The organism is Ramlibacter agri, from assembly GCF_012927085.1.
Lineage (GTDB): Bacteria > Pseudomonadota > Gammaproteobacteria > Burkholderiales > Burkholderiaceae_C > Ramlibacter > Ramlibacter agri.
Map to the genome: position 1 here is coordinate 3,201,085 of NZ_JABBFX010000001.1, position 14,607 is coordinate 3,215,691.

The window sequence follows — 14,607 nt, forward strand, 5'->3', positions numbered from 1 at the left end:
CTTCGATTATCCCAGACGCTGCCGAGCACGCATTTCCCTCGGGTTTCCGCGCATTGGTTCACGCCGCGGGCGCGGCTCGTCGGGTAAACCCGGATAAGCCATATCCCTAAGGCCTCCTTACAGTTGGTTGCAATCTCTAAGGAGGGCGTCGTGGGATTCACTGACAAGTTCAAGGTGCAGCACAACGAGATCCTGGCCGTGGCCAAGGAGCTGACGCAGCAGATCGGCGCCAAGGCCGAACCGGCGACGCTGCGCAAGCTGCTGTCCAACCTGGCGGGCAAGCTGAGTTTCCACCTGGCCATGGAGGACGACGCGCTCTATCCGCGCCTGATCGACGGCAAGGACGCGAAGGCGAAGGAGATGGCGCGCCGGTTCAAGGACGAAATGGGCGGGCTGGGCGGCGTGTTCACCGCCTACAACGCCAAGTGGCAGCTCTCCGCGATCAAGGCGGACCCGGCGGGCTTCGCCGAGGAAAGCCAGGCCGTGTTCAGCGCCCTCAAGAAGCGCATCCAGCGGGAGAACACCGAACTCTACCCGCTCGCGGAAACGACCACCGCCTGACCACGCCATGTCCGGCGCGAGCAGTACGCGCCGCGGCGTCCTCTGCCAATGCACCGGCGTCACGTACGCCGAAGTGGAGCAGGCGCGTGCGGCAAACCCACGCATCAGCGTCGAGCGCCTCTGCGCGACGCTGGGCTGCGGCACGGAGTGCGGCAGCTGCCTGCCCCAGGTCCAGGAGATGCTGGGGCAGCAGGCCTGGTATGCGGCCACGGCGCAAGCCACCGCGCTGACGACCGCGCGCGACCTGGCCGGCCTCGAGCGCCTGATCTTCGGCGTGCAGCTCACGCTGGCGGGCGACTCCACGTATCCGCGCGTGCTGCCCGGGCAGCACATCGTGCTGCGCGCCCGCACCGGCGCCGGCACCGTGGACCGCACCTACACGGTCGTCGCGCAGGACCAGGCGGCCGGCACGCTGGCGCTGGCGATCCGCCGCACCCCCGGCGGCAAGCTGACGCCCTGGCTGCTGGATGGCGGAGGCACGACGCGCGAGGTGGAGATCTCCGCGCCGGGCGGCCGCGCGCTGGGCTCCGGCGGGCGTCGTCCCGACGTGTTCTTCGCCGGCGGCGTGGGCATCACCCCGGCCGCCGCGATCGCCAGGACGCTGGGGAGCAAGGCGACGCTGCACGTGCACTACAGCGTGGGCAACGCGGAGGACGCCGCCTTCCTGCCGGAGTTCGACGCCCGCCGGGGCGAGCACCCGGGCTTCAGCTACACGCTGCGCGAGACGAGCCTCGAAGGTCCGCTGGACGACAGCACCATCGCCGCCATCGTGCGCGCCCAGCCTGGAGCCAAGTTCTTCGTCTGCGGCCCGGAAGGCTATGTCGAGACCGTGCGGCGCGGGCTTGCGCGGGCCGGCGTGGAGCCGGCGCGCATCCACGTGGAGCTGTTCGCAATGGCGGCCCGCAAGCGCAAGGTGAAGTCCTCGCGCAGCGCCGCCTGGTACGCCGGCGCGCTGCTCGCCGCCTTGCCATTGCTCTTGCTGCAGACGCCGCTGGAAGCGCAGCGCCCGCACGGCCATCCGAACGTCGGCCACGAGCAGCTGAAGTGCGTGGCCTGCCACGCCGACACCGGCGCTTCCACCCGCCAGGTGCTGCAGGCGAAGGTGAAGTACGCGCTGGGCCTGCGCCAGACCGGCGCGGTGCTGGGCACGCAGCCGGTCACGTCCGCCACCTGCGTGCAGTGCCATGCCAACCCGGACGACCGCCATCCGCCGCAGCGCTTCCTGGAGCCGCGCTTCGCGCAGGCGCGCCAGGAGACGGGCGCGCAGCTGTGCGTCAGCTGCCACCGCGAGCACCAGGCCACGTGCGTATCGCTGCCGGCGGCGAACTATTGCGTCAGCTGCCACCAGGACACCCAGGTCAAGGACGACCGCATCGCTCCCACGCACGCGACCCTGATCGCCGACAAGCGCTGGGAAACCTGCCTGCAGTGCCACGACTACCACGGCAACCACCGCTGGATCGCGCCGAAGCGGCTGGTGGATGCGCCCTCGGTCGAACTGCTGGAGAAATACCTGAAGGGCGGCCCCTCGCCCTACGGAAGCACCATCGTGAAGGCGAAGCAGGAGTGATCAAGATCAAGCGCAACGGCTGGATCGGCGGCGCGGTGTTCGCGCTGCTGGCCATCTACCTGTTCGTCTCGGCGCCGCCGGCGCTGCCCGACGGCGCTGGCGGCGGCCGCATGATCCCGGCCGGCGAGGCGCTGGCGCTGCTCGACGCCGAGAACGCGGCCATCCGCGCCATGTACACGCGTGAAATCGTCGGCGAAGGCCAGAAGCAGGGCCTGGCCTTCCGCGAGGACTGGAAGAAGCCCGAGGTGGCGGCCGGCCCGCTGCCCGCGCTGCTGCTGCGCGAGACGTCCAACCGGCTGCAGGTCCAGGTGCCGGAGCTGGGGCTGTTCCTCGGCTCCGACTTTCCGCTGGTGCGCGAGAACCTGTTCCGCGGCGAGCAGGCCACCCGCTACCAGCAGGTGAAGAAGACGCTGCAGCCGCAGGTCTACTTCGACCAGGCGCTGGGCCGCACGACGGCGATGTTCCCGGATCGCGCCTCGGCGCAGGGCTGCGTCACCTGCCACAACGCGCATCCGGGCACGCCCAAGAAGGACTGGGTGCTGGACGAGCCCATGGGCGCGACCACCTGGTCCTATGCGGGCAAGCAGGTCAGCACCGAAACCATGCTGCGCATGATCGCGGTGCTGCGCGCCTCGGCCGTCGATGCCTATGGCTCCTACCTGCAGAAGGTAGGCGGCTTCGATGCCGCCGCGCGCCCCGCCATCGGCGACAAGTGGCCGCGCGACGGCTTCTTCCTGCCGGACCGCGAGACCTTCCGGCGCGCGGTGGAGGCGCGCAATTCCGCGGCCACGCTGGCAGGACTGTTCGCCGCGCTCGAGCGCAAGCCCGCGCAGGGAGGCCAGCGATGAGGCCCGCGCTCGCACCGGCTTCCGGCTTCGACGCCCTCAGCTCGCGCCCGGCGCCGCTGAGCGTGGCGCGGCCCCGCCCGCAACGCGTGAGCGCGGTACGCAGCCATCGCGCTGCCGAGTCCACGGCCGTCGCGTGGTTCGCGCTGGCGGCCGTGCTGGTGCTGGAACTGGCGCTCGCTGTGTTGCCGCAGGGCTTGCAGCTGAGCCCGCTGCAGGCGACGCCGCTCTTCAAGCAGTTCACCGGCTACACGCTGGTCACGCTGATGGTGCTGGCCATGTTCTTCGGCCGCGTGCGCCGCTGGGGCCCGCTCGCGCGGCGCCGCAGCCTGGCCTCGGACCTGCACCAGCTGGGCGGCGTGCTGATCCTGCTGCTGCTGGGCGCGCACATGGGGCAGGGCCCGTCGGGCTTCCTGCTGTACCTGTTCCACTGCATGGCCTATGCAGTGGCCGCCGGCGCCGTGCGGCCGGTGCTGGCGCGGCGCATCGGCCGCGAGGCTTCGACGGCCTTGCTGGCGGTGCACATCAGCTTGTCCTGCCTCGTGGCCGCGGCCGCGCTGGTGCACCTCTACTTCGTGTACGCCTATACCGCGTAGCGCGCCCTCGCGGGGGGCGGCGTTGGCGAATGCCGCGTGCCCTCTGCGCCGCGGAAGCGCCCGACCACCTCCACCAGCCGCGCCGCCTCCTGCTGGAAGGCGGCGGCCGAGGCGCTCGCTTCTTCCACCAGCGCGGCGTTCTGCTGCGTGGCGGTGTCGACCTGCGCAATCGCGTGGTTGATCTCGAGCACGCCGGTGCTCTGCTCGCTGCTCGCGCGGGCGATCTGGCCAATGAGTTCGTCCATCGCGGCGACGTCGCCGGTCATGTCGCGCAGCGCCGCCACCGCGCCTTGCACCACTTCGCGGCCCGCGGCGGCGTTCTGCGTCGAGGCCTCGATCAGGCCCTGGATCTCGCGCGCCGCGTTGGCGCTGCGCTGGGCCAGCGTGCGCACTTCGTCGGCCACCACGGCGAAGCCGCGGCCGTGGCTGCCGGCGCGCGCCGCCTCGATGGCGGCGTTGAGCGCAAGGATGTTGGTCTGGAAGGCGATGCCCTGCACGGTGGCCAGGATCTCGCCGACCGCGCGCGCGCTGTCGTCCATGCGGGCCATCGAAGCCGACACGCCGTCCATGCGTTCGGCCGCGCGGTCGGCCGCCTCGCGCGTGCGCGCTGCCATGCGGCTCGCCTCCGCGCAGGCCGTGGCGTTCTGGCGCGCGCTGCCCGCCAGCTGCTCGATGCCCGCGGCCGTCTCCTCCAGCGAAGCGGCCTGCTCCTGGCTGCGCAGCGCGAGCAGGTTGTTGCCTTCGGCGATGCCGCGCGCGCCGCTTTCGATGGCTTCGGCGCTGGCGCGCACCTGGCGCACGATGGCGGCCAGGCTGTCGTTCATGCGCACGATGGAGCGCCACACGCGCGAGGCATCGTTCTCGCCTCCGAGCACCTCTTGCTGCGCGTGGCTGTCCATCAGCTCGCCGGCGGCGATGCGGTCGGTGGCCTGGAGCATGCGGCCCACCCGCACCACGATGAAGAGGCACAGCGCCAGCAGCATGTAGAGGGCGAGCAGCAGCAGGGCGGCTTGCAGCGCCGGAGCGGGCGAGGGCGCCAGCAGGGATACCGCCGTGGGCAGCGCGGCGAGCACCGCGACCAGGACGAATGCGGCCAGCATGCTGAGCCGGGCCAGCACCCACAGAGCGGGCGCGAACAGGATCTTCACCATCGACGTCTCACCTCGGACCGGCCACGTGGACCCGCCCCTTGTTTAGTACAACGATGGTAGTAGCGTTGCGATCCTGCGTCAGCCCGGCCAAACCCGCCTTGCGGCCTGCGCGCGCGGATGTTTGGCGGCGGCCCGCGGCCTCAGCCCGCGCCCTTGCTCGCCTGCACCATGGCCTTGGCCAGCTTCTCGAAGTGCTTCAACGCGGCGCGCGTGAGCTCGATCTGCTTGCGCCGCGCGTCCTCGGTGTCGGCGAGCATGATCCAGCCTTTCTCGCGCATCGACTTCAGCCGGCCATGGATGGTGGCCGGCGCGCCGAGTTCGTCCTTCGACATCATGTCGCGCACGGACAGGCGCTCCTCTTCGCGCGTCGCGCGAGCTATCCACGAAAGTATTCTTTCCTCGAGCGGATCCAGCGGCGGCAGGGCCGGCAGGCCGCGAATGGCGTCCGCCAGCTGCAGGAAACGCAGGTAGACATCCGCGGGTGGGTTCGTCCTTTTGGCGGCCATCGAAGGTCTCCCGATCAATCCTTGCGTTCACCTGTGCTAGAAAGCGGGCGGTCTCCGCCCGATCGATTCAGTTTCCAGTGCAATCCTCGCATCCCTTCCGATGACACCGGCGTGGTTCCGCCAGCAGCTCGCCTGCGTGCTCGCCACCATCGCGCTGTTCCTCGCGATGCTGACGCTCAACGAATGGCTGTTCGCGCGGCTGGAATTCCTGCCGGGAATCAACTGGGTCTATCTTCCCGCCGGCATGCGCCTGCTGTCCACCTTGCTGTTCGCCGAAGCCGGGGCGGTGGGGCTGCTGCTGGTCTCCTGGGGCGTGAGTTTCCTCTATTTTTTCCCCCATGATTTCGACCGGGCCTTCATCGGCGGCATCCTGGCCGCCCTGGCTCCCTGGCTGGTGTACCGGACCGCCCGCCAGGCCTGGGGGCTGGAGGCCTCGCTGGCCAACCTGACTCCGGGCCGACTGCTCATCCTGTGCCTAGCCTATTCGGTCGCCAGCCCGCTGCTGCACCACCTGTACTTCGCCGTGCGCGGCGAGCAGGACCTGTGGCGCAGCTTCTTCGTGATGTTCGTGGGCGACCTGAACGGCACGCTGATCGTGATCTATGCCATGAAGGCGGCACTTGCGCTGGTCCCGCGCCGCGCCTGACCACCTCTGGAGGATTGACCGACGGCCGAGCAGTCGCTAGCCTCGGACTGTTCTGTTTGCTGGAGCAGTGAGGGCAAAGTGCGAGATTCCGGGGAGGCCCTGAACGGTTGCGACACCTGCGGCGCCCAGGTGCGCCATGACGATCGCGCGTGCCCGATCTGCGGCGCGCCCCAGGTGCGGCGGGGCCTGCCCGCCATCCCGGTGCGGCGCTTCGGCGTCGTGCCGCCGTACCCGGAAGAAGAAGCCGAGGAACTGCTGGCCGACGACAGCCCCCGGCCGCCGCGCGGCCGCCTGCGCTGGTGGCCCTTCCTGGTGGCCGCCGCTTCCGCCGGGCTGCTGGCCGCCTGCGCCCGCTACTTCCTCGAATAGCGCTAGCTGCTGTAGATGCCGCAGCCCAGCACGATCCCGTTCACCGCTTCCACGTAGACCGACTTCGGCTCGACCCGGCCGGTGCGCGGGTTGAGGAACTTGAAGTCGCACCAGCCGAAGCCCACGCTGCCGGCCAGGGCCAGCAGCTCGCGGCCGAACTTGCGGCCGTCCGCGTCCTGCGCGTCGATGCTGTTGGTGCCGACCACCGACGGGTCGGGCGCATAGGCCAGGCGCGTGCCCCGGGTGTCGAGCGCGAAGATGTAGTCCTCGCCGCGCACGAAGGCGCCGGCGCCGTCGTTGAAATCGGCGCAGGCCTTGTCCGCGCCATTCCGGCGCACATGCGCCACCCCGGATTTCACCAGCGCCACCACGCGCGCCCGGTCGTTGCCGCGGTCGGTCTTGAAACGGCCCACCACTTCGACGAGGCGGCCGGCTTCCTGGCCGAAGGCCTGGGCGGCGCCGGCGGCTTCCTCGACCAGCGCGGCGTTCTGCTGCGTGGCGCTGTCGACCTGCTGGATGGCCTGCTGCACGGCCTGCACGCCGCTGCTCTGCTCGCGGGTGGCCTGTGCGATCGCCTCGATCTCGTCGGTGACGTGCGCGAAGCTGCCGACCACCTGCGCCATGGTGTCGCCAGTGGTCGCCACCAGCCGGCTGCCGGCCTCGACGCCGTCCACGGATTCGGTGATCAGCGACTTGATTTCCTTGGCGGCCGCCGCCGAGCGCTGCGCCAGCACCCGCACCTCGGACGCCACCACCGCGAAGCCGCGGCCCTGCTCGCCCGCGCGGGCGGCCTCGACCGCGGCGTTGAGCGCCAGGATGTTGGTCTGGAAGGCGATGCCTTCCACGGTGCCCAGGATCTCGCTGACCTTGCGCGAACCGGACTCGATGCGCGCCATGGTACGGGCCAGTTCCTCCATGCGCTGGGCGGCTTGCTGCGCCACCTCGCGCGAGTTGCCCGCCAGTCGGCTGGCGCGCACGCAGCTCTCGGCGTTCTGGCGCGCGCTTTCGGACAGCTGCTCGATGCCGGAGGCGGTTTCCTCCAGCGACGCCGCCTGTTCCTGGGTGCGTTCTGAAAGTTGCTGGTTGCCCTCGGCGATGGACTGCGCGCCGTGGGCGATGGCTTCGGCGCTGGCGCGGACCTGCCGCACGATCGCAGCCAGGCCATTGTTCATGCGCATCACCGATGCCCACAGGCCCGACTTGTCGGCGGCGGACGACAGGCCTGCGTCTTCCACCAGCTCGCCGCTGGCGATGCGGTCGGTGAGCTGCACCAGGCGCTGCACGCCCATCGCGACCTGGATGCGCAAGCCGGCGAGTACGTAGAGGGCGAGCAAGGCGAACAGGATCACCGGTGGCAGCAGTTGCCCCAGCGGCAGGTCACGCTCCACCAGCACCCAGCCCGTGGGCAGCAGGAACAGCGACCCGATGACTAGGAAGCTGCCGATAAAACTCAATCGGCCCAACAGCCAGAAGGCCGGCCCGAACAGGGTCTTCACCATCGACGTCTCACTCCAGGGCGTCTGTTGCGCCCGTGACCGCATGATAAAGGGTTACGGCCGAGTACACGCGCTTGGGCAAAGGTGTTACGGTGGCCTCCCTTTTTCGTCCCGCTCGCCATGGCCACCCGCATCGAACACGACACCTTCGGCCCCATCGCCGTCCCCGCCGACCGCCTGTGGGGCGCGCAGACGCAGCGCTCGCTGCAGAACTTCGCCATCTCCGGCGAGCGCCAGCCGCGCGAGATCATCCGGGCGCTGGCGCAGGTCAAGCGTTCGTCGGCAGTGACGAACCACCTGCTCGGGCTGATGGACCAGCAGAAGGCGGCCGCCATCGTGGCCGCGGCCGACGAAGTGCTGCAAGGCCTGCACGACGACGAGTTCCCGCTGGTGGTGTGGCAGACCGGCTCCGGCACGCAAACCAACATGAACGTCAACGAGGTGCTGGCCAACCGCGCCAGCGAGCTGCTGGGCGGCGCGCGCGGCGAGGGACGCAAGGTGCACCCGAACGACGACGTCAACAAGAGCCAGTCGTCGAACGACGTCTACCCGACGGCCATGCACATCGCGGCGGTGGAAGGCATCCGCAACAAGCTGCTGCCGGCGTTGGCGCGGTTGCGCGAGACGCTGGCGAAGAAATCGTCGGACTTCATGGACATCGTCAAGATCGGCCGCACGCACCTGCAGGACGCGACGCCGCTCACGCTGGGGCAGGAGTTCTCCGGCTACGTCGCGCAGCTGGAACAGTGCGACCGCCACCTGCACGCCGCGCTGCCGCACCTTTGCGAACTGGCGCTGGGCGGCACTGCCGTCGGCACTGGACTCAATGCGCCGAAGGGCTACGCGGACCAGGTGGCGCAGGAGCTCGCGCGGCTGACCGGCCTGCCGCTGGTGAGCGCGGCCAGCAAGTTCGAGGTGATGGCCGCGGCCGATGCGCTGGTGCACGGGCACGGCGCTCTGAAGACGCTGGCGGCCAGCCTGATGAAGATCGCCAACGACGTCCGCTGGCTGGCGAGCGGGCCGCGCAGCGGCATCGGCGAGATCTCGATTCCCGAGAACGAGCCGGGCTCGTCCATCATGCCGGGCAAGGTGAACCCGACGCAGAGCGAAGCACTCACGATGCTGTGCTGCCAGGTGTTCGGCAACGACGTCGCCATCAACTTCGGCGGCGCCTCGGGCAACTTCGAACTGAACGTGTTCCGGCCGATGATCGCGCACAACTTCATGCAGAGCGTGCGCCTGCTGGCCGACGGCATGAACAGCTTCAACGACCACTGCGCCGCCGGCATCGAGCCGAACCGCGAGCGCATCGAGGAGCTGGTGGAGCGTTCGCTGATGCTGGTGACCGCGCTCAACCCGCACATCGGCTACGACAAGGCCGCGGCCATCGCCAAGAAGGCGCACAAGGAAAGCTCCAGCCTGCGCGAAGCCGCCATCGCGCTGGGCCACGTGACACCGGAGCAGTTCGACCAGTGGGTGCGGCCGGAGAAGATGACGGGGCGGTAGGCACTTCGTCGAGGTGCTCGCCGCCGTCACGCACCTGTCACGAGCGCCCATGAGCATCCCCTGCTTTACACAGGGAGGATCGCTCATGCGCCACGTGCTTCCGCTTCGCGCCTTGTTCCGCTTGCCGGTGTTCGCCGCTGCCGCCTTGCTGGCGGCGTGTGGCGGCAGCGATGGGCCGCAGCCCCTGGCCACGCTGCAGGGCAGCGTGCCGATCATCATGGGCCACCGCGGCCTGCCGGGGCTGTACCCGGAGGAGACGCGCCTGTCGTACGAAGGCGCCGCGGACGCGGGCGCCGATTCGCTGGAGCTGGACCTGCACCTCACCAAGGACTGCGTGCTGGTCGCCCGCCACAACCCCTGGCTCAGCGACAACACGAACATCGCGGACGTCGCCAAGACCAACACCACGGTCGCGGCCCGCAAGCGCACCGTCCCCGGTGTCCTGGTGGACGTGAAGTACTCGCTGGCCACCTATGGCGGCCCGGCGCAATACCTGAGCGACCGCACCGATCCCAATGACCAGAAGTCGGTCCTCAAGTCGATGGTGGTCGACGGCGAGGACCACACGGGCGACTGGTCCATCACCGACTTCACCGCGGCCGAACTGAAGCAGTGGATCGGCGGCACCACGTATGACGCGCGCGACCAGCGCCCCACCGACTGGAACGGCAAGCTGCCCATCCTCACCTTCCAGGAGGTGATCGACATCGCGCGCGCCAAGTCCGCCAGCACGGGACGCACGCTCTCGGTCTATCCGGAAACGAAGAACCCGTACTGGAACAACCAGCAGGCCATTGCCAATGGCTGTGGCACCGGCACGCATCCCTTCGAGGACGCCGTGCTGAAGGCGATCCAGGACAACGGCCTGAACACGAAGGACGCCCCCATCTTCGTCCAGAGCTTCGACCCCGAGAGCCTGAAGTACCTGCGCTCCATCGGCCTCGCGACGAAGGTGGTGCAGCTCGTCGACGGCAACGACGTCGACTACCGCACCGGCGCGATGATCTACCAGACCAGCGACGTGTACAACTTCGTCGACGGCCGTCCCTACAGCTGGACGCTCGCCGGCGACGGCCGCTACTTCGGCGTGATGCTCACGCCGGCCGGCCTGGCGGAGGTCAAGGCCTACGCCGACGGCATCGGCCCGTGGAAACCGCAGGTGATGGCGTGGAGCGTGGTGCCGTTCAAGACCGGTGCCGGCCTCGCCGACGTCAACACCATCCAGCCCACGAGCCTGCTTGCCGACGCGCACAAGGCCGGCCTGTTCGTGCACTCGTACACCTTCCGCAACGAGAAGAAGTACCTGCCGGGCCTCTATGGTGGCGACCCGGTCAAGGAGTACCTGGACTTCTACCGCGCGGGCATCGACGGCGTCTTCAGCGATTTCGCCAACACCGCCTTCGCGGCGCGGACGCAGTACCTGAAGGAGATGGGGAGCTGAGCGCGCATTGACACTGCGGGCAGCGGCCTCCAAGATGCGCGGCGAAGGAGGTCCGCGATGGAAGTTGCTGCGCACCTGACCCGCTACGTCGCCGAGTTCGTCTGCCGCACGCAAGTGGCGGACCTGCCGCAGGACGTGGTGGCCCTGGGCAAGAAGTCCATCCTCGACGGCCTCGGGCTCGCGCTGTCGGGTGGCGCCAGCCACTGCGGCGTGCTGGCGCGCCAGCATCTCGCCAGCCTGAACCTCGGGGCAGGGCCGGCCACCATCATCGGCACCTCGCTGCGGGTGGCGCCGCGTTTTGCCGCCTTTGCCAACGGCGTCGGCATCCACGCCGACGACTACGACGACACACAGCTGGCCGTGGCCCCCGACCGCGTCTACGGCCTGCTCACGCACCCCACGGCACCCGCGTTGCCGGCGGCGCTGGCGCTGGCCGAAGCGCAAGGCGCGAGCGGCGCCGACGCCATGCTGGCCTACCACCTCGGCGTGGAAGTGGAATGCAAGATCGCGGAGGCGATCGCTCCGCGCCACTACCAGGACGGCTTCCATGCGACGGCGACCTGCGGCACGTTCGCAGCGGCCGCCGCGGCCTCGCGCCTGCTGGCGCTGGACGTGGAGGCGACACAGCGCGCGCTGGCCATCGCCGGCAGCCAGTCGGGCGGCCTGCGCGAGAACTTCGGCACCATGACCAAGCCATTCCATGCGGGCCGCGCCGCCGAAAGCGGTGTCGCCGCGGCGCAGCTGGCGCAGATCGGCTGGACCGCGACCGACCGCATCCTCGAGGCGCCGCGCGGCTTCTTCCATGCAGCCGGTGGCGGCTACGACGCGCAAGCCATCGAAGGGCGGCTGGGCCGGCCGTGGACCTTCGCCGAGCCGGGCGTCTCGATCAAGCCGCATCCTTCCGGCTCGCTGACGCACCCGGGCATGACGGAGATGCTGCGCCTGATCCGCGAGCACGGGATCCGGGCGCAGGACGTGAGGCGCGTGCGCGTCGGCACCAACCGCAACATGCCCAACGCGCTCATCCACCACCAGCCGCGCAACGAGCTGCAGGCCAAGTTTTCGATGGAATTCTGCATGGCCATCCTGCTGCTGGAAGGCCGTGCCGGCCTGGCCGAGTTCACCGATGCCGTGGTGCTGCGGCCCGACATGCAGGCGATGATCGCCAAGGTGGAATTCGGCGTGGACCAGGAAGCCGAGGCCGCGGGATACCACAAGATGACGACGATCATCGAGATCGAGCTGGCCGATGGCCGCAAGCTGCGTGGCCGGGCGGACTTCGGCCAGGGCAGCCCCGCCATGCCCATGAGCTACGAGGAAGTCGCGGCCAAATTCCGTGAGAACGCCGGTTTCGCCGGTTTGTCCGCGAAGAAGGCGGACGAAGTGGTGGCCCTGGTCCGAGAGCTGGAGGCGCTGCCCTCGGTGCGGCCCCTGCTGGACGCGCTGGCGCGATGAAGGGTAGATTTGTCAGGTCCGAGCAAGTCAGTGGGCTGTAAGTGGCCGAGCCGACATTCGCGAACAATCTTCCTCTCATATCGGAGACAGCAGCATGAGCGCCATCGAGTCGGTCCTGGTCGAAAACCGGGTGTTCCCTCCCAGTGAAGCCACCGTGCAGGCGGCGCGCATCTCCGGCATGCCGGCCTACGAGGCTCTGTGCCGCGAAGCCGAAAGCGACTTCGAAGGCTTCTGGGCCCGTCTCGGCCGCGAGAACGTGCAGTGGACCAAGCCCTTCACGCAGGTCCTGGACGAGTCGAAGGCGCCGTTCTACCAGTGGTTCGCCGACGGCGAGCTCAACGCCAGCGCCAACTGCCTCGACAAGCACGTCGGCACGCCGGTGGAGAACAAGACCGCCATCGTCTTCGAGTCCGACGACGGCCAGGTCACCAACGTCAGCTACAAGGAACTGCTCGCGCGCGTCGGCCAGTTCGCCAACGCGCTGAAGGCGCAGGGCATCAGGAAGGGCGACCGCGTCATCGTCTACATGCCGATGGGCGTGGAAGGCGTGGTGGCGATGCAGGCCTGCGCGCGCATCGGCGCGACGCACAGCGTGGTGTTCGGCGGCTTCTCGGCCAAGTCCATCCACGAGCGCATCCTCGACGCCGGCGCGGTGGCCATCATCACCGCCAACTACCAGATGCGCGGCGGCAAGGAGATGGGCCTGAAGGTCATCGTCGACGAGGCGCTGGCCATGGGCGGCTGCGACAGCGTGAAGTCGGTGCTGGTGTACGAGCGCACGGCCACGCCCTGCAACATGGTCGCCGGCCGCGACAAGACCTTCGCCGAAGCGCTGAAGGGCCAGGGCACCGAATGCAGGCCGGAGCCAGTGAACGCGGAACATCCGCTCTTCATCCTCTACACCTCGGGCTCAACCGGCAAGCCCAAGGGCGTGCAGCACTCCACCGGCGGCTACCTGCTGTGGTCCAAGCTGACGATGGACTGGACCTTCGACCTGCGGCCCGAGGACCTGTTCTGGTGCACCGCCGACATCGGCTGGATCACGGGCCACAGCTACGTCGCCTACGGGCCGCTCGCGGCCGGCGCCACCCAGCTGATCTTCGAAGGCATCCCGACCTTCCCGCACGCGGGCCGGTTCTGGGAAATGATCGCGAAGCACAAGGTCTCGATCTTCTATACGGCGCCCACGGCGATCCGTTCGCTGATCAAGGCGGCCGAGACCGACGCGAAGGTTCACCCGAACAACTGGAATTTGAAATCGCTGCGCATCCTGGGCACGGTGGGCGAGCCGATCAACCCCGAAGCCTGGATGTGGTACTACCGGAACGTGGGCGGCGAGCGCTGCCCGATCGTCGACACCTTCTGGCAGACCGAGACCGGCGGCCACGTGATCACGCCGCTGCCCGGCGCGACGCCGCTGGTGCCCGGCTCGTGCACGCTGCCGCTGCCGGGGATCATGGCCGCGATCGTTGACGAGACGGGCAAGGACATTCCCAACGGCTCCGGCGGCATGCTGGTGATCAAGAGGCCCTGGCCGTCGATGATCCGCACCATCTGGGGCGACCCGGAGCGCTTCAAGAAAAGCTACTTCCCCGAGGAGATGGGGGGCCGGCTGTACCTGGCCGGCGACGGCGCGGTGCGCGACGCGAAGACCGGCTACTTCCGCATCACGGGCCGCATCGACGACGTGCTGAACGTGTCGGGCCACCGCCTGGGCACGATGGAGATCGAGTCGGCGCTGGTGTCGAAGACGGACCTGGTGGCGGAAGCCGCCGTCGTGGGCCGTCCCGACGACCTGACCGGCGAGGCGGTCTGCGCCTTCGTGGTGCTGAAGCGCTCGCGTCCCACGGGCGAGGAGGCGAAGCAGATCGCCAACGAACTGCGCAACTGGGTGGCCAAGGAAATCGGCCCGATCGCCAAGCCCAAGGACATCCGCTTCGGCGACAACCTGCCCAAGACGCGCAGCGGCAAGATCATGCGCCGCCTGCTGCGCTCCATCGCCAAGGGCGAGCAGATCACGCAGGACACGACCACCCTCGAAAACCCCGGGATCCTGGATCAATTGGCGCAGACCAACTGACGAAAGCGCAACAAAAAAGCCCGCGAGAGCGGGCTTTTTCTTTACTGCGGCTTTACCTTATTTCTGGCTCAGCACCCAGGCCGCGAGCTTCTTCGCCTCGGCTTCGTTCACCTGCGAGTTGGCCGGCATGGGCACCGGGCCCCAGACACCGGAGCCGCCCTTCATGATCTTGTTGGCCAGCTTGTCCACCGCGTCCTTCTGCCCCGCGTACTTGGCCGCCACGTCCTTGTAGGCGGGGCCGACCAGCTTCTTGTCGATGGCGTGGCAGGCCATGCAGTTCTTGGCCGTCGCCAGGGCCTGGTCGGCCAGGGCCGGAGCCGACACCGCCGCCAGGGCAGCCAGCGCCAACAGGGCTCGTTTGATCATTCGGGGACCTCTTCGGGTT

General features: G+C 69.0%; 14 protein-coding genes. 10 read left to right on the plus strand and 4 right to left on the minus strand.

What is annotated here, in order from left to right; genetic code table 11:
- Nucleotides 1–150: 150 nt before the first annotated feature.
- The 4 genes from HHL11_RS15620 to HHL11_RS15635 are packed head-to-tail and all read left to right on the plus strand — an operon-like array spanning nucleotide 151 to nucleotide 3,572.
- Entirely contained in the window at nucleotides 151–561 is a 411-nt protein-coding gene (locus tag HHL11_RS15620; protein WP_169419266.1) for a hemerythrin domain-containing protein, read from the plus strand.
- A gap of 7 nt (nucleotides 562–568) precedes the next feature.
- Nucleotides 569–2,131, plus strand: coding sequence for a cytochrome c3 family protein (locus tag HHL11_RS15625; RefSeq protein ID WP_169419267.1), 1,563 nt, complete (start codon nucleotides 569–571; stop codon nucleotides 2,129–2,131).
- Nucleotides 2,128–2,979 (plus strand): hypothetical protein, encoded by an 852-nt coding sequence (locus HHL11_RS15630; RefSeq protein WP_169419268.1) that lies wholly within the window; start codon nucleotides 2,128–2,130, stop codon nucleotides 2,977–2,979. The genes HHL11_RS15625 and HHL11_RS15630 overlap by 4 nt, the downstream gene beginning before the upstream one ends.
- On the plus strand, nucleotides 2,976–3,572 hold the full coding sequence (locus tag HHL11_RS15635) for a hypothetical protein (RefSeq protein ID WP_169419269.1): 597 nt from the start codon (nucleotides 2,976–2,978) through the stop codon (nucleotides 3,570–3,572). The genes HHL11_RS15630 and HHL11_RS15635 overlap by 4 nt, the downstream gene beginning before the upstream one ends.
- Here the strand turns inward: HHL11_RS15635 and HHL11_RS15640 are convergent.
- Together HHL11_RS15640 and HHL11_RS15645 are read right to left on the minus strand one after the other, a co-directional pair.
- Nucleotides 3,560–4,723 carry a methyl-accepting chemotaxis protein gene (locus tag HHL11_RS15640; RefSeq protein WP_169419270.1) on the minus strand — a complete coding sequence of 388 codons (1,164 nt, stop codon included), beginning with the start codon at nucleotides 4,721–4,723 and terminating at the stop codon, nucleotides 3,560–3,562. The genes HHL11_RS15635 and HHL11_RS15640 overlap by 13 nt on opposite strands.
- A gap of 140 nt (nucleotides 4,724–4,863) precedes the next feature.
- Nucleotides 4,864–5,229, minus strand: coding sequence for a helix-turn-helix domain-containing protein (locus HHL11_RS15645; RefSeq protein WP_169419271.1), 366 nt, complete (start codon nucleotides 5,227–5,229; stop codon nucleotides 4,864–4,866).
- A 100-nt stretch (nucleotides 5,230–5,329) separates the two neighbouring features.
- Here HHL11_RS15645 and HHL11_RS15650 point away from each other — a divergent pair, with 100 nt between their 5' ends.
- Nucleotides 5,330–5,875: a hypothetical protein gene (locus HHL11_RS15650; RefSeq protein WP_169419272.1), complete on the plus strand. Its 546-nt coding sequence runs from the start codon at nucleotides 5,330–5,332 to the stop codon at nucleotides 5,873–5,875.
- A gap of 78 nt (nucleotides 5,876–5,953) precedes the next feature.
- Nucleotides 5,954–6,244, plus strand: coding sequence for a hypothetical protein (locus tag HHL11_RS15655; protein WP_169419273.1), 291 nt, complete (start codon nucleotides 5,954–5,956; stop codon nucleotides 6,242–6,244).
- A 2-nt stretch (nucleotides 6,245–6,246) separates the two neighbouring features.
- Here the strand turns inward: HHL11_RS15655 and HHL11_RS15660 are convergent, their stop codons facing one another.
- The gene (locus tag HHL11_RS15660) at nucleotides 6,247–7,743 is read right to left on the minus strand and encodes a methyl-accepting chemotaxis protein (protein ID WP_169419274.1); all 1,497 of its coding nucleotides are present in this window, start codon (nucleotides 7,741–7,743) and stop codon (nucleotides 6,247–6,249) included.
- A 117-nt stretch (nucleotides 7,744–7,860) separates the two neighbouring features.
- Between HHL11_RS15660 and fumC the strand changes: the two genes are divergently transcribed.
- The 4 genes from fumC to acs all read left to right on the plus strand — a co-directional run bounded on the left by fumC (nucleotide 7,861) and on the right by acs (nucleotide 14,222).
- A complete protein-coding gene (gene fumC, locus HHL11_RS15665) occupies nucleotides 7,861–9,246 on the plus strand; it encodes a class II fumarate hydratase (protein ID WP_169419275.1) in 1,386 nt (461 codons plus the stop codon).
- A gap of 85 nt (nucleotides 9,247–9,331) precedes the next feature.
- A complete protein-coding gene (locus HHL11_RS15670) occupies nucleotides 9,332–10,687 on the plus strand; it encodes a glycerophosphodiester phosphodiesterase family protein (RefSeq protein WP_169419276.1) in 1,356 nt (451 codons plus the stop codon).
- Nucleotides 10,688–10,744: 57 nt separating this feature from the next.
- A complete protein-coding gene (locus tag HHL11_RS15675; RefSeq protein WP_169419277.1) occupies nucleotides 10,745–12,142 on the plus strand; it encodes an MmgE/PrpD family protein in 1,398 nt (465 codons plus the stop codon).
- 94 nt (nucleotides 12,143–12,236) lie between these two features.
- On the plus strand, nucleotides 12,237–14,222 hold the full coding sequence (gene acs, locus HHL11_RS15680) for an acetate--CoA ligase (protein WP_169419278.1): 1,986 nt from the start codon (nucleotides 12,237–12,239) through the stop codon (nucleotides 14,220–14,222).
- A gap of 57 nt (nucleotides 14,223–14,279) precedes the next feature.
- Here the strand turns inward: acs and HHL11_RS15685 are convergent, their stop codons facing one another.
- A complete protein-coding gene (locus HHL11_RS15685) occupies nucleotides 14,280–14,588 on the minus strand; it encodes a c-type cytochrome (RefSeq protein ID WP_169419279.1) in 309 nt (102 codons plus the stop codon).
- Nucleotides 14,589–14,607: the final 19 nt, after the last annotated feature.

What these genes read in the sequence shown, in the direction of transcription:
- HHL11_RS15625 (WP_169419267.1), top strand. Translation starts at nt 569, where the DNA reads ATGTCCGGCGCGAGCAGTACGCGCCGCGGCGTCCTCTGCCAATGCACC.
- HHL11_RS15635 (WP_169419269.1), top strand. Translation starts at nt 2,976, where the DNA reads ATGAGGCCCGCGCTCGCACCGGCTTCCGGCTTCGACGCCCTCAGCTCG.
- HHL11_RS15640 (WP_169419270.1), bottom strand. Translation starts at nt 4,723, where the DNA reads ATGGTGAAGATCCTGTTCGCGCCCGCTCTGTGGGTGCTGGCCCGGCTC.
- HHL11_RS15645 (WP_169419271.1), bottom strand. Translation starts at nt 5,229, where the DNA reads ATGGCCGCCAAAAGGACGAACCCACCCGCGGATGTCTACCTGCGTTTC.
- HHL11_RS15650 (WP_169419272.1), top strand. Translation starts at nt 5,330, where the DNA reads ATGACACCGGCGTGGTTCCGCCAGCAGCTCGCCTGCGTGCTCGCCACC.
- HHL11_RS15660 (WP_169419274.1), bottom strand. Translation starts at nt 7,743, where the DNA reads ATGGTGAAGACCCTGTTCGGGCCGGCCTTCTGGCTGTTGGGCCGATTG.
- fumC (WP_169419275.1), top strand. Translation starts at nt 7,861, where the DNA reads ATGGCCACCCGCATCGAACACGACACCTTCGGCCCCATCGCCGTCCCC.
- HHL11_RS15670 (WP_169419276.1), top strand. Translation starts at nt 9,332, where the DNA reads ATGCGCCACGTGCTTCCGCTTCGCGCCTTGTTCCGCTTGCCGGTGTTC.
- HHL11_RS15675 (WP_169419277.1), top strand. Translation starts at nt 10,745, where the DNA reads ATGGAAGTTGCTGCGCACCTGACCCGCTACGTCGCCGAGTTCGTCTGC.
- acs (WP_169419278.1), top strand. Translation starts at nt 12,237, where the DNA reads ATGAGCGCCATCGAGTCGGTCCTGGTCGAAAACCGGGTGTTCCCTCCC.
- HHL11_RS15685 (WP_169419279.1), bottom strand. Translation starts at nt 14,588, where the DNA reads ATGATCAAACGAGCCCTGTTGGCGCTGGCTGCCCTGGCGGCGGTGTCG.